The 24,875-nt window shown below is 63.7% G+C and carries 21 protein-coding genes; 9 read left to right on the top strand and 12 right to left on the bottom strand.

Going from position 1 to position 24,875, the window contains the following annotated elements; all coding sequences use genetic code 11:
• Positions 1–5: 5 nt before the first annotated feature.
• The 4 genes from glyQ to BPHYT_RS03365 all read right to left on the bottom strand — a co-directional run bounded on the left by glyQ (position 6) and on the right by BPHYT_RS03365 (position 4,756).
• Positions 6–1,013, bottom strand: coding sequence for a glycine--tRNA ligase subunit alpha (gene glyQ / locus BPHYT_RS03350; protein WP_012431748.1), 1,008 nt, complete (start codon positions 1,011–1,013; stop codon positions 6–8).
• 217 nt (positions 1,014–1,230) lie between these two features.
• Positions 1,231–2,841 (bottom strand): FMN-binding glutamate synthase family protein, encoded by a 1,611-nt coding sequence (locus BPHYT_RS03355; RefSeq protein WP_012431749.1) that lies wholly within the window; start codon positions 2,839–2,841, stop codon positions 1,231–1,233.
• Positions 2,842–3,066: 225 nt separating this feature from the next.
• On the bottom strand, positions 3,067–4,218 hold the full coding sequence (gene mnmA / locus BPHYT_RS03360) for a tRNA 2-thiouridine(34) synthase MnmA (protein ID WP_012431750.1): 1,152 nt from the start codon (positions 4,216–4,218) through the stop codon (positions 3,067–3,069).
• Between the two features lie 58 nt (positions 4,219–4,276).
• Positions 4,277–4,756, bottom strand: a complete 480-nt coding sequence (locus tag BPHYT_RS03365; RefSeq protein WP_012431751.1) for an NUDIX hydrolase — start codon at positions 4,754–4,756, stop codon at positions 4,277–4,279.
• Positions 4,757–4,967: 211 nt separating this feature from the next.
• Between BPHYT_RS03365 and BPHYT_RS03370 the strand changes: the two genes are divergently transcribed.
• Genes BPHYT_RS03370 through BPHYT_RS03380 form a run of 3 tightly spaced genes read left to right on the top strand, consistent with a single transcriptional unit; the run spans position 4,968 to position 7,906 of the window.
• Positions 4,968–6,110 carry a Re/Si-specific NAD(P)(+) transhydrogenase subunit alpha gene (locus tag BPHYT_RS03370; protein ID WP_012431752.1) on the top strand — a complete coding sequence of 381 codons (1,143 nt, stop codon included), beginning with the start codon at positions 4,968–4,970 and terminating at the stop codon, positions 6,108–6,110.
• Between the two features lie 15 nt (positions 6,111–6,125).
• Positions 6,126–6,452, top strand: a complete 327-nt coding sequence (locus BPHYT_RS03375) for an NAD(P) transhydrogenase subunit alpha (protein ID WP_012431753.1) — start codon at positions 6,126–6,128, stop codon at positions 6,450–6,452.
• A complete protein-coding gene (locus BPHYT_RS03380; protein ID WP_012431754.1) occupies positions 6,452–7,906 on the top strand; it encodes an NAD(P)(+) transhydrogenase (Re/Si-specific) subunit beta in 1,455 nt (484 codons plus the stop codon). Before BPHYT_RS03375 ends, BPHYT_RS03380 begins: the two co-directional genes overlap by 1 nt.
• Before the next feature lie 114 nt (positions 7,907–8,020).
• On the opposite strand, the gene BPHYT_RS03385 is transcribed toward BPHYT_RS03380, so the two are convergent.
• The 4 genes from BPHYT_RS03385 to recG all read right to left on the bottom strand — a co-directional run bounded on the left by BPHYT_RS03385 (position 8,021) and on the right by recG (position 13,969).
• A complete protein-coding gene (locus BPHYT_RS03385) occupies positions 8,021–8,761 on the bottom strand; it encodes a helix-turn-helix transcriptional regulator (protein ID WP_012431755.1) in 741 nt (246 codons plus the stop codon).
• Between the two features lie 70 nt (positions 8,762–8,831).
• On the bottom strand, positions 8,832–9,215 hold the full coding sequence (locus tag BPHYT_RS03390; RefSeq protein ID WP_012431756.1) for a VOC family protein: 384 nt from the start codon (positions 9,213–9,215) through the stop codon (positions 8,832–8,834).
• A 218-nt stretch (positions 9,216–9,433) separates the two neighbouring features.
• On the bottom strand, positions 9,434–10,735 hold the full coding sequence (locus tag BPHYT_RS03395) for a THUMP domain-containing class I SAM-dependent RNA methyltransferase (RefSeq protein WP_012431757.1): 1,302 nt from the start codon (positions 10,733–10,735) through the stop codon (positions 9,434–9,436).
• A 783-nt stretch (positions 10,736–11,518) separates the two neighbouring features.
• The gene (gene recG / locus BPHYT_RS03400; protein ID WP_041758740.1) at positions 11,519–13,969 is read right to left on the bottom strand and encodes an ATP-dependent DNA helicase RecG; all 2,451 of its coding nucleotides are present in this window, start codon (positions 13,967–13,969) and stop codon (positions 11,519–11,521) included.
• Between the two features lie 148 nt (positions 13,970–14,117).
• Between recG and queA the strand changes: the two genes are divergently transcribed.
• From queA to secF, 5 genes are all read left to right on the top strand, one after another.
• On the top strand, positions 14,118–15,176 hold the full coding sequence (queA, locus tag BPHYT_RS03405; protein ID WP_012431759.1) for a tRNA preQ1(34) S-adenosylmethionine ribosyltransferase-isomerase QueA: 1,059 nt from the start codon (positions 14,118–14,120) through the stop codon (positions 15,174–15,176).
• Between the two features lie 162 nt (positions 15,177–15,338).
• Complete coding sequence (gene tgt, locus BPHYT_RS03410; RefSeq protein ID WP_012431760.1) at positions 15,339–16,553, top strand: tRNA guanosine(34) transglycosylase Tgt; 1,215 nt, start codon at positions 15,339–15,341, stop codon at positions 16,551–16,553.
• A gap of 211 nt (positions 16,554–16,764) precedes the next feature.
• Complete coding sequence (gene yajC / locus BPHYT_RS03415) at positions 16,765–17,094, top strand: preprotein translocase subunit YajC (RefSeq protein ID WP_007179286.1); 330 nt, start codon at positions 16,765–16,767, stop codon at positions 17,092–17,094.
• A 118-nt stretch (positions 17,095–17,212) separates the two neighbouring features.
• Entirely contained in the window at positions 17,213–19,276 is a 2,064-nt protein-coding gene (gene secD, locus BPHYT_RS03420) for a protein translocase subunit SecD (RefSeq protein ID WP_012431761.1), read from the top strand.
• 18 nt (positions 19,277–19,294) lie between these two features.
• Positions 19,295–20,245 (top strand): protein translocase subunit SecF, encoded by a 951-nt coding sequence (secF, locus tag BPHYT_RS03425; protein WP_012431762.1) that lies wholly within the window; start codon positions 19,295–19,297, stop codon positions 20,243–20,245.
• A 107-nt stretch (positions 20,246–20,352) separates the two neighbouring features.
• Here secF and BPHYT_RS03430 read toward each other — a convergent pair whose 3' ends face one another.
• From BPHYT_RS03430 to BPHYT_RS03445, 4 genes are all read right to left on the bottom strand, one after another.
• Positions 20,353–21,630 carry an MFS transporter gene (locus BPHYT_RS03430; RefSeq protein ID WP_012431763.1) on the bottom strand — a complete coding sequence of 426 codons (1,278 nt, stop codon included), beginning with the start codon at positions 21,628–21,630 and terminating at the stop codon, positions 20,353–20,355.
• A 279-nt stretch (positions 21,631–21,909) separates the two neighbouring features.
• Entirely contained in the window at positions 21,910–22,479 is a 570-nt protein-coding gene (locus BPHYT_RS03435; RefSeq protein WP_041758243.1) for a YceI family protein, read from the bottom strand.
• Between the two features lie 68 nt (positions 22,480–22,547).
• Positions 22,548–23,111, bottom strand: coding sequence for a YceI family protein (locus BPHYT_RS03440; protein WP_012431765.1), 564 nt, complete (start codon positions 23,109–23,111; stop codon positions 22,548–22,550).
• A gap of 8 nt (positions 23,112–23,119) precedes the next feature.
• Positions 23,120–23,680, bottom strand: coding sequence for a cytochrome b (locus BPHYT_RS03445; protein WP_012431766.1), 561 nt, complete (start codon positions 23,678–23,680; stop codon positions 23,120–23,122).
• A 409-nt stretch (positions 23,681–24,089) separates the two neighbouring features.
• Here BPHYT_RS03445 and BPHYT_RS03450 point away from each other — a divergent pair, with 409 nt between their 5' ends.
• Positions 24,090–24,875 carry a paraquat-inducible protein A gene (locus BPHYT_RS03450; protein WP_012431767.1) on the top strand — a complete coding sequence of 262 codons (786 nt, stop codon included), beginning with the start codon at positions 24,090–24,092 and terminating at the stop codon, positions 24,873–24,875.

Here is a 24,875-nt window from a genome sequence, read left to right on the forward strand (position 1 = left end):
TCTCGTCAGTCCGGGTCGATCTTGCGTTCGACTTTGAGCGGCGGTGCCCACGCGGGCATCGCGGCGTCCTGTTCGTCGGTCGTGAGGCCGGGCACGCCGTGCACCGGATTGCCGAGCATCGGGAAGCCGAGCTTTTCGCGCGAATCGTAGTAGGCCTGCGCGACCAGCTTCGACAGCGCGCGAATGCGGCCGATATACGCCGCGCGTTCCGTGACCGAAATCGCGCCGCGCGCGTCGAGCAGGTTGAACGTGTGGCCGGCCTTCAGTACGAGTTCATAGGCGGGCAGCGCGATCTGCGCTTCGATCATGCGCTTGGCCTCGGCTTCGTAGCTGTTGAAGATCGAGAACAGCAGTTCGACGTTCGCGTATTCGAAGTTGTAGGTGGACTGTTCGACTTCGTTCTGGTGGTACACGTCGCCATAAGTCAGGCGACGCAGTTCCGGGCCGTTCGGGCCTTGTTCTTCCCACTCGGTCCAGACGAGATCGTAGACGTTCTCGACCTTCTGCAGATACATGGCGAGCCGTTCAAGCCCGTAGGTGATTTCGCCGAGCACGGGCTTGCAATCAAGACCGCCGACCTGCTGGAAGTACGTGAACTGGGTCACTTCCATGCCGTTCAGCCACACTTCCCAGCCCAGACCCCAAGCGCCGAGCGTGGGGTTTTCCCAGTCGTCTTCGACGAAGCGCACGTCGTTCTGCTTCAGGTCGAAGCCGAGCGCTTCGAGCGAACCGAGGTATAGGTCGAGGATATTTTCCGGCGCCGGCTTGAGCACCACCTGGTACTGGTAGTAATGCTGCAGACGGTTCGGATTCTCGCCATAGCGGCCGTCTTTCGGACGGCGCGACGGTTGCACGTACGCCGCGCGCCACGGCTCGGGGCCGACCGCGCGCAGGAAGGTATGGACGTGGGACGTGCCCGCGCCGACTTCCATGTCGATCGGCTGGAGCAACGCGCAACCCTGCTTGTCCCAATAGGACTGCATTGTCAGGATGATTTGCTGAAACGTGAGCATGAAGTGCCTTTCGGGCATGAGGCCGCGCCGTGAGCGCCGAAGCGCGCCGGGTGGCCGTGGAGCGAAGTGCTAAACCGTAGATTTTAACGGAAAGGGAGGGGGGTGTCCGTTTTGCGGGGTCGGACGGGAGTTCGAGTGTGCTTTAGACGACGAAGGGCCGCGCGTGGCGGCCCTTCGTCTTTGTCGTGCGTCTTGCAGGCCGTGTCGGCGAGGCGGCTCAGGTTGCCGCCAGCTCCACTTTTGGCGAGAACGAATCGCTTTGCGCGACCGGCCAGTACTTCTCGAACAACGAGTAGCGATAATTACCGTTGAGCAGATCGTTCGGTTCGAGATACTTCAGCAGTTCCGACATCAACTGCACCTCATGCGACGACACGCGCCGCACGATGTGATGCGCGCGCAGTTCCGCCGGATGCTTCAGCCCCGCGGCCTGAATGATTTCCTTCAGCGCATGCAGCGTGTTGTGATGGAAGTTGAACACGCGGTCGGCCTTGTCCGGCACGACAAGCGCGCGCTGGCGCACAGGGTCCTGCGTCGCGACGCCGGTCGGGCAGCGTCCCGTGTGGCAAGTCTGCGCCTGGATGCAGCCCACCGCGAACATGAAGCCGCGCGCAGCGTTGACCCAATCCGCGCCGATCGCGAGCGTCTTGGTGATGTCGAACGCGGTGATCATCTTGCCGCTCGCGCCGATACGAATACGTTGCCGCAGGCCGATGCCGACCAGCGTGTTGTGCACCAGCAGCAGGCCCTCTTGCAACGGCACGCCGACGTGGTCGGTGAATTCGAGCGGCGCCGCGCCCGTGCCGCCTTCCGCGCCGTCCACGACGATGAAGTCCGGCAGGATGCAGGTTTCCAGCATCGCTTTCGCAATGCCGAAGAATTCCCACGGATGTCCGATACACAGCTTGAAGCCGGTCGGCTTGCCGCCCGACAGCGTGCGCAGACGGTCGACGAATTCAAGCAGACCGCGCGGCGTGGAAAACTCGGAGTGCGTGGCCGGCGAGATGCAGTCGCGGCCCATCGGCACGCCGCGCGTCTCCGCGATTTCCGGCGTGATCTTCGCGGCCGGCAGCACGCCGCCGTGACCCGGCTTCGCGCCTTGCGAGAGCTTCACCTCGATCATCTTCACTTGCGGCTCGGCGGCCTGCTTCGCGAACTTCTCCGCGTTGAAGGTGCCGTCGTCGTTGCGGCAACCGAAGTAGCCCGAAGCGATTTCCCAGATGATGTCACCGCCATGCTCGCGGTGATATTTCGACATCGAGCCTTCGCCGGTGTCGTGCGCGAAGTTGCCTTTCTTTGCACCGAGATTCAGCGCCATGATCGCGTTCGCCGACAGCGAACCGAAGCTCATCGCCGAGACGTTGAAGATCGACATGGAATAAGGCTGCGCGCGATCCGGTCCGACGACGATGCGGAAGTCGTGATTGTCGAGCGTGGTCGGCGCGAGCGAGTGGCTGATCCATTCGTGCGCAGTGGCTTTGACGTCGAGTTCGGTACCGTACGGGCGGCTGTCGACATCGTTCTTGGCGCGCTGATAGACGATGCTGCGCTGGGCGCGCGAGAACGGTTTTTCGTCCGTATCGCCTTCGACGAAATACTGGCGGATTTCCGGGCGGATGAATTCGAACAGGAAACGGAAGTGGCCCCACAGCGGATAGTTGCGCAGGATCGCGTGGCGCTGCTGCGTCAGGTCGAACAGGCCGAGCGCGACCAGCGCGAGCGGCACGATGATCCAGAACCACGAGATGTGATGCGTGTCGGCCAACGCCGCGCAGACGGCGAACAGCGCGGCTGCGCACCACATGGCCAGATAACGTCGAGAAAACATGGGGACTCCAGTGCAGTGAGGATCGTCACGGCGGGATCGCCGGCGCTGCCGGCACAGACGGAATCCGCCGCGAAGGAAAACGAACGACTGCTTTTATGGTGAAGCTAGTTGTGGCTTGAAGAGCGAGCGCGCGGGTGCCGCGCGCCGCGCGGGTCGAAATGTGCAGCTATTGCGTGTGCGGCGCCAGTCGTGTCGCCGCACGATCAGACGCGTGGCTCATGTGGCTCAACGGGCGTTCAGCAGCGCCGCTTTTTGCGGCTCGCGCGCGACCGGCTGCCCGGTGACCGCATGTTCGATGATGCCGCCGCCGAGGCACACGTCGCCATCGTAGAGCACCGCAGATTGCCCCGGTGTGACAGCCCATTGCGCGGCGTCGAAATTCAGTTCGAAGAGGCCTTCGCCGCTGCCCGCGCTGCTAAACGTGCATGGTGCATCCGCTTGCCGGTAACGGGTCTTGGCGCCGCACGCGAAGCCGTCCGCCGGCGGCTCGCCCGCCACCCAGCTCGTATTGCCGGCGGACAGCGTATGGCTGAGCAGCCACGCATGATCGTGACCCTGCGCGACGTACAGCGTGTTCGACGCAATGTCCTTGCCGGCGACGAACCACGGCTCGCCGCTGCCGTCCTTGCTGCCGCCGAGGCCGATGCCCTTGCGTTGGCCGAACGTGTAGAACGCGAGGCCGATATGTTCGCCGACCACTTTGCCGTCGGTGGTTTTCATCGGGCCGGGTTTCGTCGGCAGATAGCGGTTCAGGAAGTCGCGGAACGGCCGTTCGCCGATAAAGCAGATGCCGGTCGAGTCTTTCTTCTTCGCATTGGGCAGCGCGATCTGCTCGGCGATTTCGCGCACTTTCGTTTTCGGAATCTCGCCGAGCGGAAACAGTGTTTTCGACAATTGCGCCTGATTCAGCCGATGCAGAAAGTACGACTGGTCTTTCGTATGGTCGAACGCCTTCAGCAGCTCGAAGCGGCCGTTGCGCTCGTTCTGGCGCACGCGCGCGTAATGGCCGGTCGCGATGGTTTCCGCGCCGAGCGACATGGCGTGGTCGAGGAACGCCTTGAACTTGATTTCGGCATTGCACAGCACGTCCGGATTCGGCGTGCGGCCGGCCGAGTATTCGCGCAGGAATTCGGCGAACACCCGGTCCTTGTATTCCGCGGCGAAGTTGACCGCTTCGACGTCGATGCCGATCAGATCCGCCACCGAGACCACGTCGATCCAGTCCTGCCGCGTCGAGCAGTATTCGCTGTCGTCGTCGTCTTCCCAGTTTTTCATGAACAGGCCGACCACGTCGTAGCCCTGTTCCTTCAGCAGCCATGCGGTAACGGACGAATCGACGCCGCCCGACATGCCTACTACGACTTTCTGCTTGCTCATAAGATGCTCACTGGGTGCTGCATGACTTCATGGATCGTGGGTTGGCCGCTCGTTGCGGCTATCTTTTTTGCCCGACCGAATGCGTGTGCACGAAGTCGAGCGGGAAACGCCGGCCCGCGAGGTAGTCGTCGAGACATTGCATGACGAGCGGCGTGCGGTGCCGTTCGGGACAGGCGCGCAATTCGTCGGCGCTCATCCACAACGTCCGGACGATGTCGGGGTCGAGGGGGCGCCGTGGATCGGCTTCGCCGCCCGCGCCGCAATAGGTGAAGCGCAGGTAGGTGACGCCCTCACTGCCGGGCCGCTCGAAATGGGTCATGTACATGCCCACCAGCGCCTCGGGTGCGAATGGATGGGCGGTTTCCTCGAGCGTTTCGCGGATCACCGCTTCCACCAGCGTTTCGCCCGCCTCCAGATGGCCAGCGGGCTGGTTCAGGCGCAGACCGTCGGCGGTATGTTCCTCGACCACGAGAAAGCGCCCGTCACGCTCAACGATGGCCGCGACCGTGACGTGCGGCAGCCAGGTTTCCGGTTTCATGGCTGCGCATTTTACCGGTTATGGGCCTCGCCTGCCGGGAAGCGGGCGGCGCGCGCTCGGGTCGGCCCCGCCCGCCGGGCACCCCCGGATTGTCCCCGATTTCTGCGCACCCCCATCTTTCGGTTAAAGTGAGGCGTTAGCCGTTGCACCTGCAAGCCGGCGTGCCTCGTCGGCCGATCTGTCGTCAAACAGGAAGTCGAGGAGGAACAAGATGCACATCGGAGTGCCAGCCGAGACGCGCGCGCACGAAACCCGCGTCGCCGCGACGCCCGAAACGGTCAAGAAGTACGTGACCCAGGGCCACCGGGTCACGATCCAGAGCGGCGCCGGAACCGGCGCCAGCTTTCCAGACGATGCCTTTACGGCCGCCGGCGCGGAGATCGTCGACGCCGCGAGCGCATTCGGCGCCGATCTCGTCCTGAAGGTCCAGTCGCCGACCGATGCCGAGCTGCCGTTGCTCAAACGCGGCGCGACGCTTGTCGGCATGCTCGATCCGTTTAATACCGAAAACTCATCAAAGCTGGCTGCGGCGGGCGTGACGGCGTTCGCTCTGGAGGCCGCGCCAAGAACCACGCGCGCGCAGAGCCTCGATGTTTTGAGCTCGCAGGCGAATATCGCGGGCTACAAGGCGGTTCTATTGGCCGCCACGCTTTATCCGCGCTTCATGCCGATGCTGATGACCGCTGCCGGTACTGTGAAAGCCGCGCGCGTGCTGATTCTCGGCGCAGGCGTGGCCGGTTTGCAGGCGATTGCGACCGCCAAGCGCCTGGGCGCGGTGATCGAAGCCTCGGATGTGCGGCCGGCGGTGAAAGAGCAGATCGAATCGCTCGGCGCCAAGTTTCTCGACGTGCCCTACGAAACCGACGAAGAACGCGAAGCCGCGCAAGGCGTCGGCGGCTATGCGCGGCCAATGCCGCCTTCCTGGCTCACGCGTCAATCGGCGCTGGTCCACGAACGTGCCAAACAGGCCGATGTGGTGATTTCCACCGCACTGATTCCAGGCCGCGCCGCGCCGACGCTGATCTCGGTCGACACCGTGCAGGCGATGAAACCCGGCTCCGTGCTGGTCGACCTCGCCGCGGGCCGCGGCGCCGAGTATGAAGGCCAGCGTGGCGGCAACTGTCCGCTCACTGAGACGGACAAGGTCGTCATCAAGCACGGCGTGACGATCGTCGGTTATACGAATCTGGCCTCGATGGTGCCCGCTGACGCGTCGTCGCTCTACGCACGCAACCTGCTCGACTTCCTCAAGCTGATCATCACGAAGGAAGGCGCCCTGAACATCGATCTCGCGGACGATATCGTCGCGGCCACGCTGCTGGCCCGTGACGGCGAAGTCACGCGCAAGGCTTAAGAGGAGAGTGCGGACATGGAAGTCATCAACCACACCGTCATCAACCTGATCATCTTCGTGCTGGCGATCTACGTCGGCTACCACGTGGTCTGGAACGTCACGCCCGCGCTGCACACGCCGCTGATGGCCGTGACCAACGCGATTTCGGCGATCGTGATCGTCGGCGCGATGCTCGCCGCGGGTCTCACGTTGGGCACGCCCGGCAAGTTCTTCGGCACGCTCGCCGTTGCGCTCGCGGCGGTCAACGTGTTCGGCGGCTTTCTCGTCACGCGACGAATGCTGGAGATGTTCAGGAAGAAAGAGCCGAAGAAGCTCCCCGCCGCTGCCAAGGAGAACGCGTGATGAGTCTGAACGTCGTCACGCTGCTTTATCTGGTCGCGTCGGTCTGCTTCATTCAGGCGCTCAAAGGGCTGTCGAATCCGAAGACGGCGCGCATCGGCAATACCTTCGGCATGGCGGGGATGGCGATCGCGATCCTCACGACCATCGCGCTGATCGTCAAGCAGGCTAACGGGCTCGGGTCGAATCTCGGCCTTGGGCTTGGCCTGCTGCTGGTCGCGCTGGTGGTCGGCGGTGCGGTCGGCGCGTTCGTCGCCGCGCGCGTCGAGATGACCAAGATGCCGGAGCTGGTCGCGGCCATGCACTCGCTGATCGGTCTTGCCGCTGTGTGTATTGCGTACGCGGTGGTGTCTGAGCCGGCTGCGTTCGGTCTCGTCGATCCGGAGAACACCGCGCCGGGCTTCCTGCCGTACGGCAATCGCGTCGAGCTGTTCATCGGCACGTTCGTCGGCGCGATCACGTTCTCGGGTTCGGTGATCGCGTTCGGCAAACTGTCTGGCAAGTACAAGTTCCGGTTGTTTCAGGGCGCGCCGGTCGTGTACGCGGGCCAGCATCTGATCAACCTGCTGCTCGCGATCGCGATGCTCGGCTTTGGCGTGATCTTCTTCCTCACGCAATCGTGGCTGCCGTTCATCATCATGACGCTGATCGCGTTCGTGCTCGGCGTGCTGATCATCATTCCGATCGGCGGCGCCGACATGCCGGTGGTGGTGTCGATGCTGAACTCGTACTCGGGCTGGGCGGCGGCGGGCATCGGCTTCTCGCTGAACAATCCGATGCTGATCATCGCGGGTTCGCTGGTGGGCTCGTCCGGTGCGATTCTGTCGTACATCATGTGCCGCGCGATGAACCGCTCGTTCTTCAACGTGATTCTCGGTGGCTTTGGCAATGAGCCGGGTGCGGCTGCAGCGGGCGGGTCAGCGGAGCAGCGTCCGGTGAAATCCGGTTCGGCGGATGATGCATCGTTCATGCTCGGCAATGCTGAAACCGTGGTGATCGTGCCGGGTTATGGTCTGGCCGTCGCGCGCGCGCAGCATGCGTTGAAGGAGCTGACCGACAAGCTGGTCGAGAAGGGCATCGAGGTGAAGTATGCGATTCACCCGGTGGCCGGCCGGATGCCGGGCCACATGAACGTGCTGCTCGCCGAAGCCGAAGTGCCGTACGACATGGTCCACGAAATGGACGATATCAACGGCGAGTTCGGTCAGGTCGACGTGGTGCTGGTGCTCGGTGCGAACGATGTGGTGAATCCGGCCGCGAAGACTGATCCGAAGTCGCCGATCGCGGGCATGCCGATCATCGAGGCGTACAAGGCGCGCACGGTCATCGTGAACAAACGTTCAATGGCGGCAGGCTACGCCGGTCTCGACAACGACCTGTTCTACATGGACAAGACCATGATGGTGTTCGGCGACGCGAAGAAGGTGATCGAAGATATGGTGAAAGCGGTGGAATAACCGCATGCTCGAAGTTCGCGGCCCGCTTTGCAAGCGGCCGCGAACCGCAGGCTTGTCTGCTTGAATGCTCATGCTCAAAGGCGGTTTTGTCTCCACCGGTTCGATACAGCGGCCCTATTGCGGCTTCGCATTCACGTGCCGCAACAGGTCCGCAAGCCGCCTGCCTTCCTGATCCGGATATTGTTCGAGCACCTGAAGATTCTGAATCTTCTCCAGCCCGAAATTGCGGAAATCGCCGCGCAATTCACACCACGCTCCAAGCGTCCAGCGCGCGCCCCAATATGCGAGCGCGAGCGGCCAGACGCGGCGCTCGCTCGCCGCGCCGTTCACATCGACGTAGGCAAAGCGCACCACCTGCCGCGTGTCGATCGCGCGATGCAGCGCGTCGAGCTGCGCTGAAAAATCCCCTTTAATGTGAAATGAAGGCGCGAAGACCGCCAGCCTTTCCAAGGTCGCGCGCTTGTCGGCGGGCATGGCCGAGGCGATCTTGGCGAGCGCGCCGCGCGCACCGCCCGCAAAACCGGCGCCGCCCCACGATTCGAGCATGCGCGCGCCCGCGGCGAGCGCGGCCAGTTCATCGGCGGTGAAGGTGAGCGGCGGCAAACTCGCCGTGCGGCTGAGCCGATAGCCGATGCCGGCTTCGCCTTCGATCGGCACCCCTGACAGTTGCAGATCGCGCACGTCGCGATACACGGTGCGCAACGAGATATGCAGCCAGTCGGCGAGTTGTTGCGCGGTGGTCAGGCGCCGTCCGCGCAGCAGTTCGGCGATCTGGAACAGGCGGTCGGCGCGGCGCGTCATCGTGGGCGTCTTGTAGAAGAGGACGGGGACAGTTCCGCGATGATAGCGCCGCATGCCGCGCTCCGGTCGGCGTTCGCGTGCAGCGCTCGGCCACTGCGGCGCACGACGTTGTGTTGTGTTGCGTCTAGCCGTTGGTCCGCGAATGCAGGCCGAGGCGGTTGCCTTCCGTGTCGGTGAAGAACGCGATATAGCCGATGTCCTGCGGCAGTTTGATCACCGGTCCGTCGGTCTTGCCGCCGGCTTGCTCGATGCGCGCGAGGACGGCGTCGACGGTCGGCTGCGCGTTCAGATAGATGAGCACGCCGTCGCCGGTGGGCGTCATCGACGGGTTGTGGACGATTGCGCCACCGGTCGCCGGTTCCTCGTAGCCGAACACGGCGATCGGCTGGCCGCCGATTTCCTGGACGTTCAGTTTGACGTCGAGCGCCGCTTCATAGAAGCGGACGGCGCGATCGAAATCGACGGATGGAATCTCGAACCATGCAACAACTTTGGATGATGCGGACATGTCACTCTCCTGTGGATGGCGGTAAGCCGTGCAAAGCGCCGGATGGCGTGAGAAGGAGTGTGCGGGGGTGCTACTGACAGCGTGGTGTCAGTAGGAGGTGGCAGGAGCGATGAAAGCAGTGGTGAAAGAAAAGACCGCCCGCAGGCCATAGGCGAAAAAAAACCGCGGAGCCGGTCCGCGGTTTTTGTCGCCGTATTGCCTGTCGGACGCTGCGTGCCTCAGGCCGCCGGCGTATCGCTTTGCGGCCGCTGCCGCACGCTGCCCGCGATCAGATCGAAACGGAACAGACGGCATTCGAGCGCGCCGTTGAAGAGCGGCGTCTTGGTGGATTCACGCAGGCGCAACTGGCCCGGCAGCTTGCGATCCGATGTCAGGATGAACGCGTGCCAGCCGGTGAAGCGCTGCTTAAGCGCATCGCCAAGCGACTGGAAAAATTCGCTGTCCGGCGCTTCTTCCTGGACGCGACGAAAGCCCTCGTCTTCGCGGTTGTCGCGGCTCTCGCGATTACCGCGGCCTTCGCGAAGCTCGCCGCGAGCATTGCGCCCGCGCACTTCGATCCGTTCGCCATATGGCGGGTTGGCGACGAGGATGCCCGCCGCGGATGTCGGTGGCGTCATGCCGCGCGCGTCGACCTGTTTAAGCGGGATCGACGGCAAGCCCGCGCGTTGGAAGTTGGCACGCGCTTTGTCGAGCATGTCGCCGGAAATATCGCTGCCGAAGATTTGCAGATCGGCGCGCGAACTACGCGCGGCGTGCTTCGCGTCGAGCGCGGCGGCCTTGAGGGTTTGCCAGGTTTTGGCTTCGTATTGCTTGAGCCTCTCGAAGCCGAAGCGGCGTTCCGCGCCCGGCGCGATGTTCAGCGCTACCTGAGCGGCTTCCGCGAGGAAGGTGCCGCTGCCGCACATCGGGTCGTACAGGGGCATGCCGGCGGTCCAGCCGGTCAGACGCAGAATGCCCGCGGCCAGATTCTCGCGCAGCGGCGCCGCGCCCTTGTCGAGGCGCCAGCCGCGCTTGAAGAGCGGATCGCCCGAGGTGTCGAGATACAGCGTGCAGTCGGTGGCGGTGAGAAAGGCGAAGACGCGCACGTCGGGCGTGGCCGTGTCGATGTTCGGACGCGCGCCGCTGACTTCGCGCAGACGATCGCAGATGGCGTCCTTGACGCGCAGCGTCGTGAATTCCAGGCTGCGCAGCGGCGACTTGATCGCCGTGACGTCGACGCGCAGCGTTTCATTCGCCGAGAACCATTGTTCCCAGCGCTGTTCGACAGCGAGTGCGTAGATGTCCTGCTCGCTGCGATACGGGCGATGCGCGATTTTCAGCAGCACGCGGCTCGCGAGACGCGAGTACAGGTTGGCGGCCATGCCGGCGGCCCAGCCTCCGCGGAAATGCACGCCGCCCGGCACTTGTGCGCCGGCTGTGAATGGCGCGCCGTTCAGGTGGTTGGCGGCGATTTCGGCGAGTTCAGCCGCAAGCGAGGCTTCGAGGCCGCGCGGGCAAGGGAGGAAGAAATCGAAGGACATTGAGGTTGCCGGGAGGCGGATGGGTAAGGGCGTATTGTACGCGGTCGAGATGGTGTGCTTTTGCACGGGGTTTTGGGTTTGGGCTTTCTGTTGTGTTGGCCTTTCCTTGAATTGTTAGTGGTCTATTGGCGTTGCCCCTGTGCGGGGCGGCACCTACTTTCTTTGCCGCGGCAAAGAAAGTAGGCAAAGAAAGCCGCTGTGCACCGCCAGCCCTTAAGGGGGTCCTCTGGTTTGGAGGGGGGAGTGGTGCATCTGGAATCCGTGTTCTCGCCCATTCCGCGTCAGTGACAAAGCAGTCATGCTTCCGGCGACGCGGCGCGCGCCGCGGCGGTACTTCATCAACCCGTGGGGGGCAGGCGTTCGCCTGCACTCGGTCTCCACGCGGCATCGGGGGGTGTCGAGCTGCGCGTTCCCACTATTCTCCCGGCATGTCGCCGAGGCGAAGCCGACGGCCCCCGCCGCGCTAACCGGAGCTACGGTTTTTCAGGCAGACCGCCCCGGCGAGCACGGAGTGCGAGGCGGGAGGTATGACTGCCTTGTCGCTCCCGGGGGATGGGCGAGATGCCGGATTCCAGATGCACCACTGCCTCCTCCAAGCCAGGGGCCCCGCTTCCAGGCTGGCGGTGCAAAGCGGCTTTCTTTGCCTACTTTCTTTGCCGCGGCAAAGAAAGTAGGTGCCGCCCCGCACAGGGGCAACGCCAATAGACCACTAACAATTCAAGGAAAGGCCAACACCAAAAAACCCCGAACCAAAGCGCCGCGCAAGCAAAAAACTCCACACCTTCAAGCCTTCAAAAACTGCTCCCGCGCGCCAAGCCAGCGCGCCAGATGCTGCATCACAACTTCCGGATACTTCTCAAGCAAAACCGCCGCAGCCTCCCGCGCAGGCTCAATCAACCACTGATCATTCTGAAGATCAGCAAACCTCAACATCGCCGCCCCCGATTGCCGCGCCCCCAAAAACTCCCCAGGCCCGCGAATCTCGAGATCCCGTCTGGCGATCTCAAACCCATCGGTCGTCTCGCGCATAGTCTGAAGCCGCGCCCGCGCAGTCATCGACAAAGGCCCGGTATAGAGCAGCACGCAAACCGAAGCCGCACTCCCACGTCCCACCCGTCCCCGCAACTGATGCAGCTGCGCCAGCCCAAACCGCTCCGCATGCTCAATCACCATCAACGACGCATTCGGCACATCGACACCCACTTCGATCACCGTCGTCGCCACCAGCAACTGCACCTCGTTGCGAGTAAACGCATCCATCACCGCCGCCTTTTCGGCCGGCGCCAGACGTCCATGCACAAGGCCGACTTTCAACTCGGGCAAAGCGGCCACCAGCGTCTCATACGTCTCGACCGCGGTCTGCAACTGCAAGGTCTCGCTTTCCTCGATCAACGGACACACCCAGTACACCTGGCGCCCCGTCAACGCGGCCTCGCGCACGCGTCCGATCACCTCCTCGCGCCGTGCGTCGGACACCAGCTTGGTCAGGATCGGCGTGCGCCCGGGCGGCAATTCGTCGATGGTCGAAACGTCGAGGTCGGCGTAATACGTCATCGCGAGCGTGCGCGGAATCGGCGTCGCCGACATCATCAATTGATGCGGCTGGAAATCGCGTGCGCCATCGGCGGCGTTCTGCGCCTTGGCGCGCAGCGCGAGCCGTTGCGCCACGCCGAAACGGTGCTGTTCGTCCACGATCACGAGCCCGAGGCGTGCGAACTCGACCGCGTCCTGGATGATCGCGTGCGTGCCGATCACGAGTTGCGCGGTGCCGAGCGCGGCGGCTTCGATCGCGGCGCGCTTCTCCCTGGTTTTCAGACTGCCGGCGAGCCACGCGACGCTCACGCCGAGCGGCTCCAGCCAGCCGCGCAATTTGCGCGCGTGCTGTTCGGCGAGAATCTCGGTCGGCGCCATGAGCGCGGCCTGATAGCCGGCGTCGATGGCCTGCGCCGCAGCCAGCGCGGCGACGATCGTCTTGCCGCTGCCGACGTCGCCCTGCAGGAGCCGCTGCATCGGATGAGGCTGGGTCAGATCGAGCGCGATCTCACCGCCGACGCGCTCCTGCGCCGCCGTCAGCGAAAAAGGCAGCGCCTTCAGCAAGCGCGCCACCAGCGCGGCTTCGTCGCCCAGCTTGCGACGCGGCATGGCCGGCGCGGCGCGCGTGCGGCGTTCGTCGTGCGCGCGCTTGAGCGACATCTGCTGCGCGAGCAGTTCCTCGAACTTGATACGCACCCAGGCCGGATGCGTGCCGTCGATCAACGCGGTCTCGTCCGACTGCACGCCCGGATGATGCAGCGTGCGCACGGCGTCCATCAGCGACGGCACGCCGAGCGGCGCCATGAACGTCCGCGCGACCGCTTCGGGCAGTAGCTCCGGCAGCGATGTGCGCGACAGCGCGTTGTCGATCGATTTGCGCAGATACGCCTGCGTCACGCCCGCGGTGCTCGGGTACACCGGCGTGAGCGCCTGCGGCAGCGGCGTGTCTTCGTCGACCACGCGCACGGCCGGGTGCACCATCTCCATACCGAAGAAACCGCCGCGCACGTCGCCGCGCACGCGCAGCCGCGCGCCGATCGCCATCTGCTTGACCTGCGAGCCGTAGAAATTCAGAAAGCGCAGCACGAGTTCGTCGCCGGCGTCGTCGCGCAGTTTCACCAGCAACTGACGGCGCGGACGATAGGCGATCTCGTTGTCGAACACCACGCCTTCGGTTTGCGAAATGCCGCCCGGCAGCAGATGCCCGATCGGCGTCAGCGAGGTTTCGTCCTCATAGCGCATGGGCAGATGCAGCACAAGGTCGATGTCGCGTGTGAGGCCGAGTTTGGCGAGCTTGTCGGCGGTCTTTTCCGCAGGTTTGGCGGCGGATTTTGCGCCGGACTTGGCTGCGGATTTCGCGGCGACCTTGGGTCCGGGCTTGCCGGCGGGTCTGTCGCCGAATATGGCGTCAGGCTCGACGGCGTGTGTGTCACCAGATCGATCCGCAAGGTCATCGACGCGCTCACCGCCGGATGTGTCAGCGGCGTTTTTGGCGGACTCACTGCCAGCTTCTTCGACAGGCTTGCCATCGGATTCGCCGCCTCGTCGCGCGGCTTTTCCAGCGCCGAACCCAACCTCCGCGCCGACATCCAAACCCGCGTCGCTCACCTGCGCCGCCGCCTTGCCGCGCGAGACGCGGCGCCTGGGTTCGGCGCTCACTTCATCGGTAACGGAGGGCAATCGGCGGTCGGACAAAGGCATGGGCTGCTTCGCAAGTACAATATCGGCTGTCAAAGGGTTCGCCGCCATACGGCGCGCGCTCTCGCGGGCCGCTCTGGCGTCCCGCAATCATAGCCGCCCGGCTCCGGCTTCGGCTCAATTCAGTTTCATTTCGCTTCCAGTCGTTCGCATGTTGACGCTTTCCGATTTCGATTTCGATCTGCCTCCCGAACTGATCGCGCAAGTCGCGCTGCCCGAGCGCAGCGCCAGCCGTCTGCTCGAGGTGGACAACCCGGCAGGCGCCGCCGGCCCCGCGCGCCTGATCGACCGCCGCTTTGCCGAGTTGCCCGAATGCATCGCGCCCGGCGACCTGCTGGTCTTCAACGATACCAAAGTCCTGAAGGCGCGCTTCCTCGGCCAGAAGGCCAGTGGCGGCAAGATCGAAGTGCTGGTAGAGCGCCTCACCGGCGAGCGCACGGCGCTCGCGCAGATCCGCGCAAGCAAGAGTCCGCAGCCGGGCACGACGATCCGGCTGGCGGATGCCTTCGACGTCACGGTCGGCGAGCGCGTCGAGCCGTTCTACACGCTGCATTTCCCCGACGACTGCCTGACGTTGATCGAGCAGTTCGGCCGTCTGCCGCTGCCGCCGTACATCGAGCACGATCCCGATTCGACGGATGAAACCCGCTATCAGACGGTGTTCGCGCAGAATCCCGGCGCGGTCGCCGCGCCCACGGCCGGCCTGCATTTCGACGATGCGCTGCTGGCCCGCCTCGACGAAAAAGGCGTGGAACGCGCGACGCTGACGCTGCACGTCGGCGCGGGCACGTTCCAGCCGGTGCGTGTCGAAAATCTCGCCGAGCACAAGATGCACAGCGAGTGGTATCACCTGCCGCAAGCGCTCGCCGACAAGATCGCGGCGACGCGCGCGCGCGGCAACCGCGTGATCGCGGTGGGCACGACCTCGATGCGCGCGCTCGAAGCCGCCGCGCGCGACGCCGAAGCCGCGGGGCGCCCGTTGGCCGCAGCCAGCACGGAAACGGATATCTTCATAACGCCGGGCTATAAATTCCGCGTGGTCGACCGGCTGGTCACCAATTTCCATTTGCCGAAGTCCACGCTGCTGATGCTGGTGTCGGCCTTCGCGGGCGTCGAGACGATTCGCGAGACGTATCGCCACGCAATTGAACAGCGTTACCGCTTCTTCAGTTACGGCGACGCGATGCTGCTCACGCGGCGCGACGCTTGACGCCGGCTCAGAACCGTTACAGCTTTGCCGTTCCTCAAGCCGCCGCGAACCTCGCTGGCGGCGTTTCAACTTATTGCGCCGGACTTGTCGATCCGGAGTTGGCGCTTCAGCGCTTACTCCGGTCCCATGCAAAGCTGTTTCCGGTAGCACAGGAGTCAATTCATGACCGACGGTCAATCCGTTAGCCCGCGCGCCGACCACGGCGCTTACCTGGGCGATCACGTTCGCCCCGACAACGGCCTCAATTTCGAACTGCTCGGCGTCGACGGCCTGGCCCGCCGCGGCCGCGTCACGCTGAATCACGGCGTGGTGGAAACGCCGATCTTCATGCCGGTCGGCACCTACGGCACCGTGAAGGCCGTGCAGCCGCGCGAATTGGAGGAGATGCACGCGCAGATCATCCTCGGCAACACTTTCCACCTGTGGCTACGCCCGGGTCTGGAAACCATCGAGGCGCACGGCGGCCTGCACGGCTTCATGGGCTGGAAAAAGCCGATCCTCACCGACTCCGGCGGCTTCCAGGTGTTCTCGCTCGGCGATCTGCGCAAGATCACCGAAGACGGCGTCACGTTCGCGTCGCCGATCAACGGCGACAAGCTGTTCCTGTCGCCCGAAGTGTCGATGCAGATCCAGAAAGTGCTGAACTCCGACATCGTCATGCAGTTCGACGAATGCACGCCGTACGCGACCAACAACGTACCGACCTCGCACCAGGAAGCGGCCGATTCCATGCGCATGTCGATGCGCTGGGCGCAGCGCTCGATCGACGAATTCAGGCGTCTGGGCAATCCGAACGCGCTGTTCGGCATCGTGCAGGGCGGCATGTTCGAGGACCTGCGCGACGAGTCGCTGGCGGGCCTCGCGGAGAAGGATTTCCACGGTCTGGCGATCGGCGGCCTGTCGGTCGGCGAACCGAAGGAAGACATGATGCGGGTGCTGAACCACATCGGCCCCAAGTTGCCGGCCAACAAGCCGCACTACCTGATGGGCGTGGGCACGCCGGAAGATCTGGTGGCGGGCGTGGCCGCCGGCGTCGACATGTTCGATTGCGTGATGCCGACCCGCAATGCGCGCAACGGCTGGCTGTTCACCCGTTTCGGCGACGTCAAGATCCGTAACGCCGCACACAAGAATTCGCTGCGCCCGCTCGATGAGCAGTGCGGCTGCTACACCTGCAGAAATTTCACTCGCGGCTACCTGCACCATCTGCATCGAGTAGGGGAAATCCTCGGTGCGCAGTTGAACACGATCCACAACCTGCATTACTACCTCGAACTGATGCAGGAAATCCGCGACGCGATCGACGCGAAAATGTTCGAGGCTTTCCGCAAACGCTTTCACGAGAACCGCGCGCGCGGCACCGCCGAGGCGCCCTGACGGCGCGGGGCACACGGATTCCACAGAACAATCCGTCCGCCGCACAGAGGAAAACCTTACAATCGTCTTTCGCGGACGGCGGCAAAGACGGCGAAGCACGCTTTAAACGGTTGATCGCAAAGCCGATTCGCCGCGCCGACGCGCGTCGGGCCGGTGGTAGAATAACCGGCTGATTTTTTTGATCGTTTTGACTTATAACGGAGAGACCAACGTGTCGTTCATTTCCAATGCCTTCGCCCAAGGCACAGCAACAGGTGGCATTGAATCGAACCTGATGAGCTTCCTGCCGCTGATCCTGATGTTCGGCGTGCTGTACTTCATCATGATTCGCCCGCAAATGAAGCGCCAGAAGGAACATCGCAACATGCTCGCCGCGATGGCCAAGGGCGATGAAGTGGTGACGAATGGCGGCATCGTCGGCAAGGTGACCAAGGTGGGCGAAGCTTACGTCGGCGTCGAAATCTCGGAAGGCACGGAAATCACCGTGCAAAAAGCGTCGGTCACGACGATTCTCCCGAAGGGCACGATCAAGTCGCTGTAAGGCCTGCTCTCTCGCGTCCGGCGCGGCCTCGCCGGCGATTCTCGCGGAACCACGCTGAATCGCCCGCGCTCATCGCCGGACGCATCGCTTCCAAGCCAACCTTCCCGTTGGACCACTCATGAATCGTTACCCCCTCTGGAAATACGCCGTGATGCTGGTGGCTCTGGTCATCGGCCTCGTGTACACGCTGCCCAACCTGTTCGGCGAAGCGCCGGCGGTGCAGGTGTCGAGCGGCAAGGCAACGGTCAAGCTCGACTCGACCACGCTGTCGGCTGTCGAAGCCGCGCTCGCCGCCAATCAGATCAAGCCGGACGACGTCACGTTCGACAACTCGGCGACCAACGCGAACATCCGCGTGCGTCTGCCGGACACCGACACGCAGTTGCGCGTGAAGGACCTGCTGCAGAAGTCGCTGAACAGCGACCCGACCGATCCGCAGTACATCGTCGCGCTGAATCTGCAAAGCGCGTCGCCGCGCTGGCTGACCGCCTTGCACGCGCTGCCGATGTACCTCGGCCTCGATCTGCGCGGCGGCGTCCACTTCCTGCTGCAGGTCGACATGGCCGGCGCGCTGAACAAGAAGCTCGACTCGGACGCTTCGGACGCGCGCACGCTGCTGCGTGACAAGAACATTCGCGACGGCGGCGTGAACCGCGTCAACCAGTCGGTGGTGATCAATTTCGCCGACCAGGCCACGGCGGACAACGCGTCGAAGCAGTTGAGCCGCAGCATCGCCGAACTCCAGTGGGCCTCGCAAGCCGGTCCCGACGGTGGCGTGCAACTGGTCGGCACGTTTACGCCGGCGGTGCAGAAAGCCGTGCAGGACGCTGCGCTCAAGCAGAACATCACCACGCTCCATAACCGCGTGAACGAACTCGGCGTGGCGGAGCCGGTGATCCAGCAGCAAGGCGCCGACCGCATCGTGGTCGAACTGCCGGGCGTGCAGGACACGGCGAAGGCGAAGGACATCATCGGCCGCACGGCGACGCTCGAAGCGCGCCTTGCCGATCCGGTCAACACGCACCCGAATCCGTCCGATCCGGTGCCGCCGGGCGACGAACTGTTCACGCAAGGCAACCAGACGCCGGTGCTGCTGCGCAAGCAGATCATCTTCACGGGCGACCGGATCATCGACGCGTCGGCGGGCTTCGACGAACATCAGCGTCCTTCCGTCAACATCCGTCTGGATTCGGCCGGCGGCCGCGCGGTGGCCAGCATCTCGCGCGACAACATCGGCAAGCCGATGGCCATGGTGCTGTTCGAAAAGGGCAAGGGCGAAGTGCTGACGGTGGCAACGATCCAGTCGGAACTGGGCGACCGCTTCCAGATCACCGGCCAGGCTACGCCGCAAGGCGCCGCCGACCTCGCGCTGCTGCTGCGCGCCGGTTCGCTGGCCGCGCCGATGGACATCATCGAAGAACGCACGATCGGCCCGAGCCTCGGCGCGGACAACATCAAGAAGGGCTTCCACTCGGTGGTGTGGGGCTTCGCGGCGATCGCCGTCTTCATGATCGCGTACTACATGCTGTTCGGCGTGATCTCCATGATCGGCCTGTCGGTCAACCTGCTGCTGCTGATCGCCGTGCTGTCCATGCTGCAGGCCACGCTCACCCTGCCGGGTATCGCCGCTATCGCGCTCGCGCTCGGTATGGCGATCGACGCCAACGTGCTGATCAACGAACGCGTGCGTGAAGAACTGCGCAACGGCGCGCCGCCGCAACTGGCCATCCAGAACGGCTACGCGCATGCCTGGGCGACGATTCTCGACTCGAACGTCACCACGCTGATCGCCGGTATCGCGCTGCTCGCGTTCGGCTCCGGCCCGGTGCGCGGTTTTGCGATCGTGCACTGTATCGGCATTCTGACGTCGATGTTCTCGGCCGTGTTCTTCTCGCGCGGCATCGTCAACCTCTGGTACGGCGGCAAGAAGAAGCTGAAGTCGCTGGCCATCGGTCAGGTGTGGCGTCCGGAGACGGCGCCGGCGGGCGCGGCTGCTTACCTCGGCAGCGAAGATGCCGCGACCGACACGGCACAAGCCGTCGCCGCGGTCGCTGCCAAGCCGTCGAAAGCGAGAGCTGCGGTCGCGCAGGCACGCGCCGGCAAGCCGACCGTGCGTCGCCGCAATGCGCCGGATTCGTCCGCTACGTCGAACACGCCGCAGAAACCGGGTTCATCCCGCTGAGTCCCGGAGAACAAGACCATGGAATTTTTCCGTTTCCGCAAAGACATTCCGTTCATGCAGCGTGCGTTGATTTTCAACGCGATCTCGCTGCTGACGTTCCTTGCTGCTGTGTTTTTCCTGCTGCATCGCGGGCTGCACCTGTCGGTGGAGTTCACCGGCGGTACGGTCGTCGAAGTGCAGTATCCGGGCGCCGCACCGCTCGAACCGGTGCGCGCTACGCTGGGCAAGCTCGGTTATGCCGACGCACAGGTGCAGAACTTCGGCACCTCGCGCGACGTGCTGATCCGTCTGCCGCTCAAGCAGGGCTATACCTCCGCGCAACAGAGCGATCAGGTGATGACCGCGCTGAAGGCCGAGACGCCGCAGGTGCAACTGCAACGCGTCGAGTTCGTCGGACCGCAGGTCGGCAAGGAGCTCGCCACCGACGGCCTGCTCGCGCTCGCCTGTGTGGTGGTCGGCATCGTGATCTACCTGTCGTTCCGCTTCGAATGGAAGTACGCGGTGGCCGGCGTGATCGCGAACTTGCACGACGTGATCATCATTCTCGGCTTCTTCGCGTTCTTCCAGTGGGAGTTCTCGCTGTCGGTGCTGGCCGCGGTGCTTGCGGTGCTCGGCTATTCGGTGAACGAGTCGGTGGTTATCTTCGACCGGATTCGTGAGACCTTCCGCCGCGAGCGCAAGCTGACCGTGATCGAGGTGATCAACCACGCAATCACCAGCACCATGTCGCGAACCATCATCACCCACGGCTGTACGCAGATGATGGTGCTGTCGATGTTCCTGTTCGGCGGCCCGACGCTGCACTACTTTGCCTTGGCGCTGACGGTCGGTATTCTGTTCGGTATCTACTCGTCGGTGTTCGTCGCCGCGGCGCTCGCCATGTGGTTCAGCGTGAAGCGCGAAGACCTGATCAAGGACAGGAAGGATCGCCCCGACGCGGACGACCCGAACGCGGGTGCGCAAGTCTGATTCTGTTGTAGCGTCAGACCTCGCAATGCAAAAGGCCGGTTCAACACGAACCGGCCTTTTGCGTTTACCGCCGTCCTACACCGCAGCGGGACGACGCAGCGCCCGCTTTAACGAAAGCCGAGCTTGCGACGCGCCGCCGTCAGCGCGACGAGGCTCACGATCGCGGCGAAAATCAGGTAGTAACTCGGCGCGGCCTTCGAGCCCGTCACGCTGATCAGCCACGCGATGATGAACGGCCCGAAGCCGCCGAAGATCGTCACGGCGATGTTATAGGCCAGCGACATGCCGGTGGTGCGCGTTTGCACCGGGAACATCTCCGAAAGCAAACCTGGCAGCGCCGCGAAATAGCCCGTCATCAGAAAGCCGAACACGATCTGCATGGCGATCAAGGTGCCGAAGGTCGGATGCGCGACCAGATACACGAAAGCCGGATAGATGAGGACGAGCAGCAGCAGCGCCGAGCTCAGCATGATCGTGGTGCGCCCATGCCGGTCCGACAGATGACCGACCAACGGCGAGAACACCATCTGGATCAGGCCGGTCAACGCGATCGCCGAAAACGCGACCGAGGGCGCCAGTCCCAACTGCTTCACGCCGAACGTCGGCATGAACAGCACCAGATACGTCGATACCGTGCCGAGCACCACCACGCCGATCGCAATCAGCAGGCGCAATTTCTGGCTGGTGAAGGTGTCGCGCAGCGGCGTTTCGGTGGTTTCGGCCGCGAGAAACTCGGGCGTTTCGTCGAGCTTCGTGCGGATGTACCACGCGACCGGTCCGATCAGCAAACCAAAGAAGAACGGCACGCGCCAACCCCAGGAAGCCATCTGCTCCGGCGAGAGCTTGCCGGTGAGCAGCACGCCGAAACCAGCGGCAAGCAGGGTGGTGAGCCCCTGGCTCGCCACCTGCCAGCTCGCGAAAAAGCCGCGCCGCCCAGGCACGTGTTCTGCGAGGAACGCCGTGGCGCTGCCGAACTCGCCGCCCGCCGAGAAACCCTGCATCAGACGCGCCAGCACGAGGATCACCGGCGCCGCGAGGCCGATGCTTTGATAGGTCGGCAGGATCGCGATGATCAATGTGCCGCCCATCATCAGCAGGATCGAGAGCGTGAGCGCCGCCTTGCGGCCGGCGCGGTCGGCGTAAGCGCCGATCACGATCGCGCCGAGCGGGCGCATGAAGAACGACACGCCGAACGTGCCGAGCGTGAGGAGCAGCGAGACCGTGTCGTTACCGGCCGGGAAAAACAGCTTCGCGATGATCACCGCGAAAAAACCGTACACCACCAGATCGAACCATTCCAGCGCGTTGCCGATCGAGGCCGCGATCACCGCGCGCCACGAATTCTGCCGGCTCCCCGCCAGGCTTGCTGCCGTCGTTGCGTTCATGCAGATCTCCAGGTCGCGCGAAATATTATTCATGTTGGCATTACGCCTGACACGCCCGACTGGATGCGCGCACAACCAATTCGGTGCCTGCGCTCTTATGTACCCGAAAAATTAATGCGGCGCGAGTGCGAAATTGCGCGATGCCGCTGCACAAGGCTTTCGTGGTTCAAACGGTCAATAAAAAACCGCTTCGTCGCAAAAGCGAACGAAGCGGTTTTTTTGTTGCGTCGCAATGCGCGCCGCGATTGATGCCTGCAATCAAAGGCTCATCAAATCGCTTTATTGCTTGATGCCTTCGGATTGAATGTGCAGCTTGGTATCCATGCTGAAGCCGTACTTGGCGCCGAAATCCATGCCGTAATCGGCGCGGCTGAAATGCGCGCTCGCTTCCACGCCGCACACTTCGCGCTTGAGCACCGGATGCTGCATGCACTTGAACGAGTCGATCTTCAGATTCAGCGGCTTGGTGACGCCGTGCATCGTCAGGCTGCCGACAACTTCGACTGGCTTGTCGCCGTCGAATCTGATATCTGTGCCCTTATAGGTCGCCGACGGATACTTGGCGACGTCGAAGAACTCGTTCGACTTCAGGTGCTCGTCGAGCTTGCCGTTGCCCGTATCGATCGACGCCGGATCGACCGTCACGTCGACCGTGCCGGTTTTGGCCGCGCGGTCGAGCGTGACCGTGCCGGAGCTCTTGGTGAATTTGCCGCGCCACACCGAGAGGCCGCCGAAGTGATCCGCCTCGAAGCTCGGATACGTGTGGGTCGGGTCGAGCTGATAGGTATCGGCGGCCGCGAACGCGCCGAACGAGAAAGAAGAAGCAAGCGCGCCGACGGCGATCAACATGGATGTTTTCAATTCAAGCTCCTGGGTTCCTGGAAAAAGGCTGCCGCGCCCGAACGGCACGGCGAATGTCACTTGTGTGCTGCAACGATATGAAACTTGATGACGACCTCGTCAGCCACCACCGACGTGTCTTTCCATTCGCCCGTGCCGATGTCGAATTGCGAGCGCTTGATGGGCAGTGAACCGTCGAAGGTTTGCACGGCGCCTTGCTGCGACACCGTGACCGGCACCACCACCGTCTGCGATTTGCCTTTGATGGTCAGCTTGCCGGTGACCTTGAACTGGTTGCCGCCGGCCGGCGCGATCGCGCTCGAAACGAAGGTGGCGGTGGGATACGTCTTGGCGTCGAACCAGTCCTTGCCGCGCACCTGGTCGTTGTAGCTTTCGTCGCCGAGATCGTAGCTGGCCACGTCGATGCTGAGTTGCGCGGTGCCCTCGGCCGGTTTTGCCGGATCGAACTTGAGCTGCGCGGTGAATTTGCCGAACTTGCCTTCCACCGGCACGTTCATCTGCTTCGACGTCGCCGTCACCGAACTCTTCGCGACGTCGACTTGCGCGAGCGCGCTGCCGGCCACCGTCAGCGAGGCCGCGGCGAAGGCGGCGAGCATGTAGCGATAAAACGAGACCTTCATGGTTGTCCTTATTTGAGGAAAGGGAGCATGCGCGAGAGCAGGCCGTCGCGGTCCAGCCATTGATGCTTGAGCGCGGCCGCGACGTGCAACGCGACCAGCACGAGCAAGGTGTAATTCAGCGTGATGTGCACGTTCTTCAGCAGTTCCTTGAGATGCGGGTCCGGCGCGATCAGGCGCGGCAGCGGAATCAGCCCGAGGTACACCACCGGGATGTTGGCCGCCGAGCTGTACAGATAACCGGAGGCGGGAATCGCGATCATCAGCACGTACAGCAGCAGATGCGTGAGATGCGCGGCGCCACGCTGCCAGACCGGCATGCGGCGCGGCATCACGGGGGCCGCATGCGTGGCGCGCCACAGAATGCGCAGGACGGCGAGCGCGAACACCGTCACGCCGATCCATTTGTGCCACGAGAAGTACTTCAGCTTGGTGGGCGTGAAGCCGGGAATATCGGTCATCACCCAGCCGAGCGCGAAGCCGCACACGATCAGCAGCGCGATTAGCCAATGCAGGGCGACGGCAGTACGCGTGTACGACTCCCGGTTGCCGAATGAAGGATTGAGTGCCATGACAGGTCAACGCAAGCTAATTGAGGTTAACGGCGCAGCCCGCACTGCTATTCCAGCGTTCGATGCACATGGCATCGACGCGTATTACGGGACCATGCCAGTTGCGGCATACGCCAAGGCGGCCATGCTACCCCAATCGGAAAAAACTGGCTGTAGCCCAAGGATAGGGCGCGGACCGGGCGCTTCAGCATGCTGACGTCCGCATTGAACAATTGGGGACGGAGGCTGTCAGAGTTATACCGATTGCATGTAGGATCAACCGTCAGCCGAGAAGGCCATCGCCCGCCGCTCGCACCCGTGCGGCGGTCAGTGCGACGGCAGGGCGCGTTTTGGTACTATCACCTTTTTATCAGACCTGCCATAGAACGGGCTTTGCACGCTTCCTCTCACACCGTCGGCCCTTTGCCCTATGGACCATGACAACCTGATCGCGTGCCATGAGTGCGATATGCTGTTTCGCAAGCCGAAGCTCGTCGGGCGCACGGTCGCGCGCTGTCCGCGCTGCGGAGCGACGCTCTATAGCGGCGTGTCGCGCAAGCTCGACGTCATCAGCGCGATGACGCTGGGCGCGCTGATCACCTTCCTGATCGCGCAGGGCTTCCCGATCGTCGAACTCGAAACCAACGGCATCACCTCGCAGACCACGCTGTTCGGCGCGCTCGTCGCGCTGTGGGGCGAGGAGATGCAGATCGTCGCGGTCATGGTGTTCTGCTCGACGATTCTGTTTCCACTGACTGAACTCGTCGCGCTGCTCTATGTGCTGATCCCGCTGCGCGCGGGTTATGTGCCGCCCGCCTTCAATCAGGTGCTGCGCGCCATTCAGTTCGTGCGCCCGTGGGGCATGATCGAAGTGTTTATGCTCGGCGTGCTGATCACGATCGTAAAGATGGTGAGCCTCGCGCGCGTGATTCCCGAAGCGGCGCTGTTCGCGTTCGGTGTGCTCACGCTGATGTTCGCGGTGGTGGTCACATTCGATCCGCGCATTCTGTGGGACCTCGCCGACGAACTCGGCGCCCGCAGTCAGCGGCCGCTGCCGCGCACCTCCGCCGATAGCGCGGCGGCCGCCGTCGGTTCCGTCGCGGGCCCGCCCGCGCCGGCCGAGGTGCACACCGCGGCGGCGCCCGACATCCACACTGCGCCGTCCGCCTTGCCGCCGGGCCCGCCGCCGGTGCCGCCGACGCCACGTCGAGGATGA

It is taken from the genome of Paraburkholderia phytofirmans PsJN, from assembly GCF_000020125.1.
Classification (GTDB): Bacteria; Pseudomonadota; Gammaproteobacteria; order Burkholderiales; family Burkholderiaceae; genus Paraburkholderia; species Paraburkholderia phytofirmans.